We start from the raw sequence: 11933 nt of genomic DNA on the forward strand, positions 1-11933 counted from the left end.
CGCTAGGGCCCGCTCACGACGCCGGCGGTCGCCTCGGCGAGGGCCGCCTCCTCGTCGGTCGGCACGACGAGGACGGGAAAAGCCGACGACGGGGTGCTGATCACCCGGGCCTCCCTGCTGCGCTCGCCGTTGATGTCCTCGTCGAGTTCGAGGCCGAGGGCGCCGAGTTTCGTCACGACGGCGCTGCGGAAGGCTGCGGCGTTCTCGCCGATCCCCGCGGTGAAGACGAGTGCCTGCGCGCCGCCCACGGCCACGTGATAGCTTCCGACGTACTTCGCGAGGCGGTAGGAGGCCACCTCGATGGCGAGCTTCGCGCGGTCCTCACCGGACTCGGCGGCCTCGGTCACCGAGCGCATGTCATTGGTGCCCGAGAGACCTTTCAGCCCGCTGTTGCGGTTGAGGAGCGTGTCGAGGTCCTGCTCCGAATACCCCTCCCGCATCAGGAACAGCAGGATCGACGGATCGATGTCCCCCGAGCGCGTGCCCATCACGAGTCCTTCGAGGGGAGTGAAGCCCATCGACGTGTCGATGCTCCGGCCGTCGCGCACGGCCGTCACGGAGGCACCGTTGCCGAGGTGCGCGATGATGCCCGTGAACGTGTCCGCGCCGAGGAGTTCCGCTGCAGCGCGGGCCACATAGGCGTGCGAGGTCCCGTGGAATCCGTAGCGCCGGATGCCGAACCGCCGGTACAGTTCGTCCGGCACGGCGTACCGCCAAGCGTGCTCGGGCAGGGTGCGGTGGAATGCCGTGTCGAAGACGGCGACCTGCGGCATACCCGGCCACTTCTCGGTGATGGCCCGGATGCCCGTGACCGCCGCGGGGTTGTGGAGGGGAGCCAGTGGATTGAGGCGCTCGATGGCGCGCGTGATCTCGTTGTCGATCAGTACCGGCTCGCTGAAGCGCTCCCCGCCGTGCACCACGCGATGGCCGACGGCGTCGATGCTCCGCCCACCGAGTGCCGTGGCGACCTCCCCGGCCACCCGGTCGAGGGCGGCCGCGTGGTCGGGCACCTCGGCTTCGCCGATGCGCTCCACGAGGCCCTCCGCCAGGACGTCGTCGCCCTCGCGTACCTGGTACTTGAGTGAGGATGAGCCGGAATTGATGACGAGGATGATCATGGGGTCCTATCCTGGGAGGGGGCGGAAGAGCGGGAAGCGGGGCGGACGGGGGAGCTAGGCCGGCTGTTGCTGGGCCTGGACCGCGGTGATGGCGACCGTGTTGACGATGTCCTCCACCGTGCAGCCGCGGGAGAGGTCGTTGACCGGCTTGCGGAGGCCCTGCAGGACGGGTCCGACGGCGACGGCGCCTGCGGACTGCTGCACCGCCTTGTAGGTGTTGTTGCCGGTGTTGAGGTCCGGGAAGATGAAGACCGTCGCCTGGCCGGCCACCGACGATCCGGGAAGTTTCGACGCGGCGACCGACGCATCCACGGCGGCGTCGTACTGGATGGGGCCTTCGACCGCGAGGTCGGGGCGCTTCTGCCGGACGAGTTCGGTGGCGCGCCGCACTTCGTCCACGGCTCCGCCGCTGCCGGACTCACCCGTGGAGTAGGAGAGCATCGCGACGCGGGGCTCGACGCCGAACTGGGCTGCCGTCTCCGCCGAGGCCACTGCGATGTCGGCGAGCTGCTCCTCGTTGGGATCGGGATTCACCGCGCAATCCCCGTAGACGAGGACGCGGTCCTGCAGGAGCATGAGAAACACCGAGGAGACGATCTTCACGCCGTCCTTGGTCTTCACGAATTCGAGTGCGGGCCGGATGGTGTTCGCCGTCGTGTGGGCGGCGCCGGACACCATGCCGTCCAGCTTGCCGAGCTGCACCATCATCGTCCCGAAGTATGCCCCTTCGAGCATGCGTTCGCGGGCCTGGTCGAGGGAGACGTTCTTGTGGGCCCGGACTCGTGCATACTCCGCGGCGAATTCATCCCGCAGCTCGGAGCTCGCCGGGTCGACCAAGGTGATGCCGGTCAGGTCGACGCCCTGGCCCGCGGCTAGTTCCCGCACCCGGGCCTCGGGTCCGAGAATCGTGAGGTCGCAGACATCGCGGCGGTGCAGGATCTCGGCGGCCTTCAGGACGCGGATGTCCTCGCCCTCGGGCAGCACGATGTGCCGCCGCTCGGACCGTGCGCGCTGGATCAGCTCGTGCAGGAAGCGCAGCGGGGTCATGCTGACGGGCCGGGGGAGCTCGAGCCGCTCCAGCAGTTCGCTCTCGTCCACCTGCCGCGACCAGGCGCCGAGGGCTGCCGCGGCCTTGCGACGCAGTCCGCTCGCGATCTCGCCCCGCACCTCACTGACGCGCCGGGCGGCGGTGTAGGTGTCGTCGTCGAGCGCGAAGACGGGGAACGGCGCCTGCGCCAGGAGGGCGAGGATATTGGGGTCCGGTGCCAGGCCGCCGGTCAGGAAGAGGGCCGACGGAACGGGGAACTCGGGGGAGAACGACGACGCCAGCGTCGCCACGAGGACGTCGGCGCGATCTCCTGGCACGATCACCAGGGCGCCGTCCCTGAGCAGGTGCAGGAAGTTGCCGACGTTCATCGCGGCCACGCGCACGCTGGTGACGTCGCGTTCGAGGTTGGAGTTGCCGGCGATCTGGCGGGCGCCCAGGTCGGTGGCCACCTCGGAGACGGTGGGCTGGGAGATCTCGGCCAGTTCGGGGATCACGTAGACGGGACGGCCCGAGCGGCCGGGCCGCACGTGCTCGCTGATGGCGGCGACGGCGTCGTCCGCGGCCCGGTTGACCATGATCGCGAGAAGGGACACCTTGGCGGCGTCGAGCTCGCGGCGTGCGACGTCGACGCCGTCCGCTGCCTCGTCGACCGACATGTCCTTGGCGCTGATGACGGCGAGCACCATGGCGCCGAGGTTGTTGGCGAGGCGCGCGTTGAGGTCGAACTCGACGGCGGCGTCGTTTCCGGAGAGGTCCGTGCCTTCGACGATGACGACGTCGCACTCCGCGGCGATCTCGCTGTAGATCGCGACGCAGCGGGCATCGATCTCGGCCCGGTCGCCGGTGACCAGCAGGGCGCGGGCCTCGGCGCGGGTCAGGCCCCCGCGCGCCCGGCTGTCCGGCAGGTCGAACGCGCGCTGCATGAGGCGCACCATCGGATCCGCACCGGGATCGTCGCCCTCCACGATGGGTCGGAAGAATCCCACGCGGTCGGCGTGCCGGTGCAGCATGTCCGCAAGCCCCAGGGAGATCAGGGACTTGCCGGAGCCGTTGGTCATGGCGCTCACATATATTCCGCGGGTCATGGGCCCAGTCTTGCAGGGTCCCTGGGCCCCCGCCATAACGGGTGTCACGCCGTGGGGGTGGGCTTCACGCTGTCGAGAAGGCAGAAATGACCGGTCGACGGCGTCCAGGATGGTCTTTTCTGTCGTCTGGGCGGAGGCCCTTGACCCGGGTGGGTGGCGGGCGTAACGTACAACAATATGGTTGTAGATCAGATGAGTGCGGACGAGGTGGACCGCCTGTTCCAGGCGCTCGCCGACGCGACACGGCGGGACATCGTGGCGCGCGTCCTGGTCGCCGAGTATTCGGTATCCGGCCTGGCCGAGCAGTACGACATGAGTTTCGCAGCGGTACAGAAGCACGTAGCCGTGCTCGAGCGGGCCTTCCTCGTCACCAAGGAGAAACGCGGACGGGAGCAGATCGTGCGGGGACAGGTCGACGGCGTGCACAGGGCCCGCCGCCTGCTCGACGACTACGAAAGGATCTGGCGACAGCGGGTCGAACAGATCGAAGAGATTCTGGATGAGGACTAGGAAGGCATCATCATGGCTGTGATCAGTACGGAGAAGGACACCGAGGCGCTCAACTTCCGGCTCGTCGCGGAGTTCGACGCGGGTGTGGAGCGCGTCTGGCGGATCTGGGCGGATCCGCGGCAGCTCGAACGGTGGTGGGGCCCGCCGACGTGGCCCGCGACCTTCGACTCCCTGGAGTTCGTCCCCGGCGGGCGGGCGGCCTACTACATGACCGGTCCCGACGGCGAGAAGGCGCGGGGCTGGTGGCGCATCACCGGCGTCGAGGCACCGCATCGGTTGACGTTCGACGACGGTTTCACCGACGAGAACGGCAGTCCGGTGCCGGAGATGGGCGAGACGCACGCCGTGGTCACCGTCGAGGATCTCGGCGGTCGGACGCGCATGACCATGACGACCGCGTTCGAGTCCCTCGAACAGCTCAACCAGATGGTCGAGATGGGCATGGAGGAGGGCCTGAAGCTCGCCCTCGGGCAGGTCGACGCACTCCTCGCCGAGGACGCATCGGTCTGATCCGGCCGCGCTGCCCGACCCCTCCGGTGAGGCGCCGGGAGAACAGGAATGACCGCCGAAAGACGATTTCGGCGGTCATTCCTGTCGGCTCGGGGGATTACTCGCCGGAGTAAGAGACGCCTTAAGCCGTCGCGGTCCTGGGCTTGCGGCTCGGCAGGGCGAGCTTGAAAATCTTGCCCCAGGTGGAGGCGACCTGCTTAGGCAGGGGCCCGGTGGTGTAGGGCAGGTTGTAGCGCGAGCAGATGTCGCGGACCTTCACGGCGACCTCGGCGTATCGGTTGGACGGCAGGTCGGGGAAGCAGTGGTGCTCGATCTGGTGCGACAGGTTGCCGGTCATCAGGTGCATGAACTTCGAGCCGGAAATGTTGGCGGAGCCGATCATCTGCCGGACGTACCAGTCGCCGCGGGTCTCCCCCTCGACCTCCTCCTCCGTGAACGTGTCCGTGCCCTCGGGGAAGTGGCCGCAGAAGATGACGGCGTGTGCCCAGAAGTTGCGGATGGCGTTGGCCGCGAGCGTCCCGTAGAGGGCCTGCTTGCCGGAACCCGTCAGCATGGCGACGGCCGGGGTGGCGGCGTAGTCCTTGGAGAACTGCGTGAGGACCTTCTTGCCGACGGCCTTGAGGTCGCGGTTCATGTCCTCCTTGGACTTCAGGCCTTCCTTGTACTCGGGGATCTCGAGGTCGTACAGGGCGATGCCCCACTCGAAGACCGGCGCCAGGATGGCGTTGTACAGGGGGTTGCCGAGGTTGAAGGGGCGCCACGGCTGGTCGGGGTCCATGCGGAGCAGGTTGTATCCGACGTCCCTGTCCTTGCCGATGACGTTGGTCCAGCGGTGGTGCAGGTCGTTGTGTGTGTGCTGCCAGGAGCGGGCAGGGGTCACGAAGTCCCACTCCCACGTGGTCGAGTGGATGTCCGGATCGCGCATCCAGTCCCACTGGCCATGGAGCACGTTGTGGCCGATCTCCATGTTCTCGAGGATCTTGGCGACGCTCAGCATGGCCGTGCCGGCGACCCAGGCGGCCTTGTACTTGCTGAAGAGGAGGGTGCCGCGGCCTGCGAACTCGAGACTGCGCTGGACCTTGATGACGCGGCGGATGTATGCGGCGTCGGTCGCCCCCCGCTTGGCGAGGATCTCATCACGCACGGCGTCGAGCTCGCGGCCGAGTTCCTCGACCTGCTCGTCCGTCAGGTGCTTGGCGGCGTCGGGGCGGACCAGGGGGTGGCCCGACGCCGCAAGGGCGCCCGGGCGGGTCAGCGTGGTGGTCATGGAGACTCCTCTGATGGGGGTTAAAGGTCGAGGTTCACGGGCCCGGCGGCCGCCGAGACGCAGGTTTGGATGAGCTGGCCGGGTTCGTTGTGCAGTTCACCCGTCCGGAGGTCCCGGACCTGCCCGGCACGCAGCGGGATGAGGCAGCTGTGGCAGATGCCCATGCGGCAACCGCTCGGCATGAGGATGCCGGCATCCTCGCCGATGTCCAGCAGCGGGGTGTCGCCGTCGGCCTGTACCTCGCGGTCGGACTGCTCGAAGGTGACGAGGCCGCCGTCGTGCCCGGCGCCGGCGGTGAGGTCGGTGGTGAACCGCTCGATGGTGAGGGTGCCCGTGCTGGCCTGCGCCTCGGCTCCGGCCGTGATGCTCGGGGCGGTGCGGGCGGTCTCGAGGGCTGCCTCGCGGTTCCAGAGTTCCTCGGCCGAGTTGAGGAAGCCCTCCGGGCCGCAGGCGTAGGCGGCGCGGGACCGCCAGTCCGGGCAGAGGTCCGCGATGGTCTTGGCCGTGAACTCCAGCCTGCCACGGGCGCTCGTGAACCAGTGGCGGACCGTGAGGTTGGGGAACTGGTCGGCGAGCTCGTCCAGTTCCTCGCGGAACAGGCTCTTCTCCGGCGTGCTGTTCGAGTTGATGAGCACCACGTCGGCGTCCGGGCGTCGGGGGACCAGCGTGCGGATCATGGACATGACCGGAGTGATGCCGCTGCCCGCCGTGAGCATGAGCAGGGACCGCGGGTGCTCGGGAAGGACGAAGTCGCCCTGCGGCGGCGCGAGGAACAGGACGTCCCCGGGCTTGGTGTCCCGGACCAGGACGTGCGACACCGCGCCGGCGTCCTTGACCGTGATGGCTGGATCGTGTCCGGCGGCGTTGCTCAGCGAATAGGAGCGCCAGTGGCGGACGCCGTCCAGTTCGACGCCGATGCGCGCCCACTGCCCGGCCTGGTGGCCGTGCCAGCCGTGGCCGGGGCGGAAGTAGATCGTGGCGGAGTCCTCGGTCTCGCGCACCACGCGGGTGACGACGCCCCGGAGCTGGCGGGAGGAGTACACCGGATTGAACAGGGCGAGGAAGTCTTCCGGCGTGAGCGGGGTGATGAGCGCGGAGGCTACACGCGCCAGCTTCGTGAACCGGATCATTTCACTAACGATATAGCCTCTCCCGCTAAAATTCTTCACTCTTCGCATACAGTTGACGGAGTTGCATTGTCGTGGAGAGATAGATCGGGGCCGTCCGGATGAGTTCTGACGAGGTTGTGGGAAATCCTCCCGAGCCGCCCTGGCTCGCCCTCCCGCCCGAGGTGAGCGACCGCCTCCGGCCGCTCACGGGCGATCTGGTCGAGGCCATCATCCAGACCGTCCCCCAGCTGGTGCCGGCATATGCGCGTCCGATCGAAGGGGGCTTCGGCCACGCACTGCGCCTCGGGGTCGCCGTCGCCCTGGAGCGGTTCCTCGAGTTGCCGGGCACGAGCCTGCCCGCCCTGTCCGACCAGAGTCGCCAGCTGGTGGCCGGCCTGGGCCGCGGCGAATTCCGCCAGGGACGCAGCATGGATTCGCTGCTCGGGGCCTATCGGATGGGTGCGCGCGTGACCTTCCGGGAGATGTCGCGCCGCTCGATGGAGGAGGGCCTGGGCTCCGCGGTGGTGGTGGACCTCGGGGAATCGATCATGGCTTACATCGACGAACTCTCCGCGGTCAGCGCCGAGGCCTACGCCTTCGAGCAGTCCGAACGGGCCGGGGCCGTCGACCGCCGTCGTGCGGAACTGCTGGAACTACTGCTCCTCGGGCAGGCGGACGAGACGTCGCTGCGGCAGGCGGCGTCGCTCGCCGACTGGGCCGTGCCGGCCCAACTCGCCGTCGTGACGCTGCCGCTCGAGCGCGCGCAGGGACTGCGCCAGAGGCTCGCACCGGGTGGGATCGTCATCGAGCGTGAGACGGACGCCGTCGCCCTGGTCCCCGAGCGGGGGGTGGCGTCCCGCGCGGACCTGCAGCGGGTCCTGACCGGCAGGAGCGCGTCCATCGGACCGGCCGGCGGGCTCGAGCAGGTCGCCGAGTCGCTGCGGCTGGCGGTCCTGGCGGCGTCCATGTTGCCGCCGCGCGAGGGCGAGGACGACCCTCCCGTCTGGGCCGACGAGCACCTGACCGAGGTGGTCCTGGCCGCGGAGCCGTCCGCCGTGGGGGAGCTCGCCCAGCGGAGGCTCGCACCGCTGGCCGGGCTGCCGGCCGGTCAGCGCGAGAAACTCGAGGAGACCCTGCTCGCCTGGCTGCGGCACTGGGGCCAGCGCGCCCCGATCGCGGACGAGCTCGGTATCCACGCGCAGACGGTGGGCTACCGGGTACTGCAGCTGCGCGAGCTGTTCGGTGAGGACCTCAGGGACCCGAAGGTGCGTTTCGAGCTGGAGATCGCGCTGCGTAGCGGCCGGAGAGTTCCCGCCCGCGCCAAGTAGGAGGCGGCCCTCCATCGGGAGAGGGAGCAGGCATCTACCACGTGGAAGCTGTCGCGTCACAAAGAGGTGCGAATCCGCGTGCTTGCGGTGCGGGGAGAAAAGTATCACCCGAAGCGGGTATATTGCACCCGTTATATGGAATACTTCCGCCTCTGCCGAGGTTGAGAGTGGCATCTGGGCGTCATACCCGCCCACAGAAGGAGATCTACCCCCATGGCAACCGATTACGACGAGCCACGCGTTCGCCCGGAGGACCAGCCGGCCAACGAGTCCCTCGAGGCGATCCAGGCACAGCGCAGCGCGACCACGCAGACCGCGCTGATCGATGTCGAGGACGGCGAAACCGCCGAAGGCATCGACCTCCCCGGGGCCGACCTCTCGCACGAGGAACTCCTGATCCAGGTGATCCCGCAGCAGGAAGACGAGTTCACCTGCATGTCCTGTTTCCTGGTGCATCACCGCAGCCAGCTTGCGCGCGAGAAGAACGGCGACAAGTTCTGCACCGAGTGCGAGGGCTGACAGGCCCTCAGTACGAGAACGCCCCTGGCTCAGCCAGGGGCGTTCTCGTTTAAGCGGCGCGCGTCGGTCCGCCTGCACGCGCATGCCCCGGGTTCATCCCTGGCCACAGTTCTCCTCCTGCCGCCCTGGCTGCCGGGCCACAGTACGGTGGTGGCATGGAGTCCTCGCATGTCATCGTCCTGCCGGGAGGCGGCTACGCCATGCTGTCCGACAACGAGGGGGAGGTCGTGGCCGAAAGGCTGCGCTTCTTCGGACTGTCGGCCGGCGTCTTTTCCTACCCGGTGCAGACCCGGCATCCCGCGCCGCTCAACGCCCTACGTGCCGAGATCCGCCGCGTCCGCGCCGCCGGCGTCGAACGGCTGGCGGTCCTCGGCTTCTCGGCCGGAGGCCACCTGGCAGGACATGCGGCACTTGCACCGGGTGTCTCCGACGACGAGCGTGTCGACGCGGCCGTCCTCTGCTATCCCGTGGTGTCCATGGAACTCGCGACGCATCGCGGCTCGCAGGACGAGTTGCTCGGGGCCGACGCCGGAGGAGTGATCCGCGCGGAAACCTCCTTGGACCGCCTGGTCTCGGCTGATGCTCCTCCGTTCTTCGTCTGGCACACCGCCGCGGACGAGGCCGTCCCCGTGGAACACGCGTACCTCCTCGGGCAGGCTCTCGCCGCGCGGGCGGTCCCCCACGCCCTGCATGTCTTCGCCGAGGGGGAGCACGGCCTCGGCCTGGCCGAGGGGAGCGGCGCCGCGGAACAGTGGAGCAGCCTGGCCGCCGAGTGGCTCCTGGCGCGGGGCTGGTGAACCGGCTCCTGCCCGCCGGCGCGGCCCGGTGATCGCCCAGACCCTGGTGGCGCTCGGTCCGGTGATCGGGCTGATCGCTCTCGGATATGCCCTCCGCGCCCGTAGCTTCGTGGTTCCAGCCTTCTGGCCGCCGGCTGAGCGGCTCTGCTACTTCATCCTCCTGCCTGCGCTGTTCATCCACGGCACGGCGACGGTAGACCTCGGGGGCCTGCCGATCGCGCTGATGGCACCGATCCTCGCCGGACCGGTCATCCTGACGGCTGCGGGCCTGGTGATCGTCCAGCGCTGGCTCGACCTCGACGGGCCGGCCTTCACCTCGGTCCTGCAGGGCAGCATCCGTTTCAACAACTACCTCGGCCTGTCGATCGCCCTGGCCCTGTTCGGGTCCGGCGGCGTCGCGCTCGCCGCCATCGCGAACACGATCCTCGTCCCGCTCGTGAACGTTCTCTGCACGCTCGCCTTCGCGCGCTACGGGGCGGAGAGGCTGACGGCGGGCGGCACCATCCGGACCATCGCCACCAATCCGCTGATTCTCGGCTGCGTGGTCGGGATCTTCCTGAATGTCACCGGTGCGGGATTGCCGCCGGGCATCTCGGACTTCCTGCGGACGCTCGGCAGCGCATCGCTGCCGCTCGGCCTCCTGTGCGTGGGCGCAGCACTGGACCTGCGGAGCATGGGCTCCAACCTGGGGGCCGTGGCGATCGCCACTGGGGTCAAGTTCGCGGTGATGCCGGCCCTGGGGATCGCCGGCTGCCTGCTGTTCGGCCTCACCGGCGAACCCGCCGCGACCGTGATCCTCTTCCTGTCCCTGCCCACGGCGTCCTCCGCCTATGTCATGGCCCGGGCGCTCGGCGGCGACTCGAGGCTGATGGCCTCCACGATCACCCTGCAGACGGTGGCGGGGGTCCTCTACCTGCCGGTGGTATTCCTCGTCATCCGGATGCTCCCCGGCTGAGGGGATTCGCGACACCGGTAGTAAGCATGCTTGCTATCCGGTCGGGTGGCACCTACGGTGAAGGGAAGCCAACCTCTTCGAAAGGGCCATCATGATCTCGCTCGACCAGATGAAGGACTCGATGAACGCCGGTGCCAACGTGCTGAGCGAGGACGGAGCCGTCCTGGGCCCCATGGGCCAGCTCTATGTCGACGACGCCACCGGGGAGCCGAGCTGGGTCACCGTCGCTACGCACAAGGTCGGGAACCCGGAGTCCTTCGCTCCCCTGAGCGGCGCCACCCTCGAGGGTCGCGACGTCCGCCTGCCCTACACCCACGCCAAGGTCTACGACTCCCCGAAGATGTCCCAGGACGGGCACCTCAGCCCCGAGGAGGAGCAGCACCTGCTCCGCTACTACGGCCTCATGGCAGCGAAGGACGACGACGTCGCGACCGACGAGCGCGCCTCCGACACGGCCCGGGTCCGCACGCAGGCGTCGCGTCCCGAGGGCGACTACGCCATGACGCGCTCCGAGGAGCAGCTGCGCGTGAGCACGGAGATCCGGGAGACGGAGCGCGTGCGCCTCGTCAAGCGCGTGGTCACCGAGGACGTCACCATGACCGTGCAGATCCGGCGCGAGGAGCTCGTGGTCGAGCGCGTGCCCGTCAAGGACGGCACGCCGTTCTACGACGACGGCAAGGGATCGTACACGGACGCCGAGCGGGAGCGGCTGTACTCGGCGGTGGAGACCGCCTTCAACGGCGACACCGTCGAGGTGGTCCTCTACGAGGAGAAGCCGCGCGTCGAGATGGACGTCGTCCCCATCGAGCGTGTCCGGGTGAGCCGCGAGGTGCGCACCCAGGACGAGGTCGTGGGTGGACAGGTGCGCAAGGAAGTCATCGAGACGGAGCGCGTCGAACTGTAACCCGCTCCGCCGGACGGCAGAAGGTACCGCGACGGCGACCCCGGAGCGGTATCTTCCGCCGTCCGAGCCGTAGCTCTCCGGGCTCCTAGTACTCCCGCGACGACAGCACGCAGAACTCGTTGCCGTCGGGGTCCGCAAGGACTTCCCAGCTGACGTCCGGTCCCTGTCCGATGTCGATGCGCTTCGCCCCGAGGGTGATGAGGCGCTCGATCTCCGCGTCACGGTCCTGGCTGGTGTGCGGAGCGAAGTCGAGGTGCAGGCGGTTCTTCCCCTGCTTCCTGTGCTCCACGGGCACGAAGACCAGCCCCGGTGGGACCTGCTCGAACCTCAGGGTGGGTCCCAGTTCGCGTGCCCAGGGCGGCACCACCACGGCCTCGTCGTCGGTCTCGAACATCACGTCCCAGCCGAGCGCGTCGGCCCACCAGTGCGCGAGGGTGCGGTGGTCGATCGATTCGATGACGGTTGAATACCAGCGCAGAGTCATGCCCTGATTCTGCTCCGATGGAGCCTTCTGCGCTCGGTGTCTGCGGACAGGATCTGTCCGCAGAGGGAGGGAACGACGGGACGAGGGCAGCCATCGTGGGCGCCACCACACCGCGACGGCCTAACGATCGGCCCCGCTCGGGCGGGCCTCCTCCTAGGGAGTGGTCCTCGCCGGTACCGGACAAACCACGTCGCCGGGCAGGAGCCAGGCATAATGCCGGTCCCGATCGTCGTCGTCCCCCGCGGGACGCACCCCCCACCAGCGTGGAAGGATCCGCCACCCGGTTCCGGCCTTCCCGT

At 68.8% G+C, this 11933-nt stretch carries 12 protein-coding genes; 7 read left to right on the top strand and 5 right to left on the bottom strand.

Translation table 11 applies throughout. From position 1 onward, the window contains the following. Window positions 1-2: 2 nt before the first annotated feature. Window positions 3-1118, bottom strand: a complete 1116-nt coding sequence (locus ACX80H_RS10745) for an acetate/propionate family kinase (RefSeq protein ID WP_459313200.1) — start codon at window positions 1116-1118, stop codon at window positions 3-5. A gap of 54 nt (window positions 1119-1172) precedes the next feature. Next, complete coding sequence (pta, locus tag ACX80H_RS10750; protein ID WP_459313202.1) at window positions 1173-3251, bottom strand: phosphate acetyltransferase; 2079 nt, start codon at window positions 3249-3251, stop codon at window positions 1173-1175. Window positions 3252-3428: 177 nt separating this feature from the next. On the opposite strand from pta, the gene ACX80H_RS10755 reads away from it, so the two are divergent. Together ACX80H_RS10755 and ACX80H_RS10760 are read left to right on the top strand one after the other, a co-directional pair. Further along, window positions 3429-3761, top strand: coding sequence for an ArsR/SmtB family transcription factor (locus tag ACX80H_RS10755; protein ID WP_459313204.1), 333 nt, complete (start codon window positions 3429-3431; stop codon window positions 3759-3761). A gap of 12 nt (window positions 3762-3773) precedes the next feature. Next, window positions 3774-4271, top strand: a complete 498-nt coding sequence (locus tag ACX80H_RS10760) for an SRPBCC family protein (protein ID WP_459313206.1) — start codon at window positions 3774-3776, stop codon at window positions 4269-4271. A gap of 121 nt (window positions 4272-4392) precedes the next feature. On the opposite strand, the gene ACX80H_RS10765 is transcribed toward ACX80H_RS10760, so the two are convergent. After that, entirely contained in the window at window positions 4393-5538 is a 1146-nt protein-coding gene (locus ACX80H_RS10765; RefSeq protein ID WP_459313208.1) for a fatty acid desaturase family protein, read from the bottom strand. 20 nt (window positions 5539-5558) lie between these two features. Next, window positions 5559-6668 carry a ferredoxin reductase gene (locus ACX80H_RS10770; protein ID WP_459313210.1) on the bottom strand — a complete coding sequence of 370 codons (1110 nt, stop codon included), beginning with the start codon at window positions 6666-6668 and terminating at the stop codon, window positions 5559-5561. 98 nt (window positions 6669-6766) lie between these two features. Between ACX80H_RS10770 and ACX80H_RS10775 the strand changes: the two genes are divergently transcribed. The 5 genes from ACX80H_RS10775 to ACX80H_RS10795 all read left to right on the top strand — a co-directional run bounded on the left by ACX80H_RS10775 (window position 6767) and on the right by ACX80H_RS10795 (window position 11150). Next, entirely contained in the window at window positions 6767-7975 is a 1209-nt protein-coding gene (locus ACX80H_RS10775; RefSeq protein ID WP_459313211.1) for a PucR family transcriptional regulator, read from the top strand. A 213-nt stretch (window positions 7976-8188) separates the two neighbouring features. Beyond that, entirely contained in the window at window positions 8189-8494 is a 306-nt protein-coding gene (locus tag ACX80H_RS10780; RefSeq protein WP_087072246.1) for a DUF4193 domain-containing protein, read from the top strand. Window positions 8495-8649: 155 nt separating this feature from the next. Continuing rightward, on the top strand, window positions 8650-9291 hold the full coding sequence (locus ACX80H_RS10785) for an alpha/beta hydrolase (protein ID WP_459313213.1): 642 nt from the start codon (window positions 8650-8652) through the stop codon (window positions 9289-9291). Between the two features lie 28 nt (window positions 9292-9319). Next, window positions 9320-10246 carry an AEC family transporter gene (locus ACX80H_RS10790; RefSeq protein ID WP_459313215.1) on the top strand — a complete coding sequence of 309 codons (927 nt, stop codon included), beginning with the start codon at window positions 9320-9322 and terminating at the stop codon, window positions 10244-10246. Window positions 10247-10337: 91 nt separating this feature from the next. Then, on the top strand, window positions 10338-11150 hold the full coding sequence (locus tag ACX80H_RS10795; protein ID WP_459313217.1) for a YsnF/AvaK domain-containing protein: 813 nt from the start codon (window positions 10338-10340) through the stop codon (window positions 11148-11150). 85 nt (window positions 11151-11235) lie between these two features. On the opposite strand, the gene ACX80H_RS10800 is transcribed toward ACX80H_RS10795, so the two are convergent. Next, complete coding sequence (locus ACX80H_RS10800; RefSeq protein WP_459313219.1) at window positions 11236-11634, bottom strand: VOC family protein; 399 nt, start codon at window positions 11632-11634, stop codon at window positions 11236-11238. Between the last annotated feature and the right edge of the window lie 299 nt (window positions 11635-11933).

It is taken from the genome of Arthrobacter pasteuri (assembly GCF_054510955.1).

Coding starts and splice junctions, on each gene's coding strand:
- ACX80H_RS10745 (WP_459313200.1), bottom strand. CDS start 1,118: ATGATCATCCTCGTCATCAATTCCGGCTCATCCTCACTCAAGTACCAG.
- pta (WP_459313202.1), bottom strand. CDS start 3,251: ATGACCCGCGGAATATATGTGAGCGCCATGACCAACGGCTCCGGCAAG.
- ACX80H_RS10755 (WP_459313204.1), top strand. CDS start 3,429: ATGGTTGTAGATCAGATGAGTGCGGACGAGGTGGACCGCCTGTTCCAG.
- ACX80H_RS10760 (WP_459313206.1), top strand. CDS start 3,774: ATGGCTGTGATCAGTACGGAGAAGGACACCGAGGCGCTCAACTTCCGG.
- ACX80H_RS10765 (WP_459313208.1), bottom strand. CDS start 5,538: ATGACCACCACGCTGACCCGCCCGGGCGCCCTTGCGGCGTCGGGCCAC.
- ACX80H_RS10770 (WP_459313210.1), bottom strand. CDS start 6,668: ATGATCCGGTTCACGAAGCTGGCGCGTGTAGCCTCCGCGCTCATCACC.
- ACX80H_RS10775 (WP_459313211.1), top strand. CDS start 6,767: ATGAGTTCTGACGAGGTTGTGGGAAATCCTCCCGAGCCGCCCTGGCTC.
- ACX80H_RS10780 (WP_087072246.1), top strand. CDS start 8,189: ATGGCAACCGATTACGACGAGCCACGCGTTCGCCCGGAGGACCAGCCG.
- ACX80H_RS10785 (WP_459313213.1), top strand. CDS start 8,650: ATGGAGTCCTCGCATGTCATCGTCCTGCCGGGAGGCGGCTACGCCATG.
- ACX80H_RS10795 (WP_459313217.1), top strand. CDS start 10,338: ATGATCTCGCTCGACCAGATGAAGGACTCGATGAACGCCGGTGCCAAC.
- ACX80H_RS10800 (WP_459313219.1), bottom strand. CDS start 11,634: ATGACTCTGCGCTGGTATTCAACCGTCATCGAATCGATCGACCACCGC.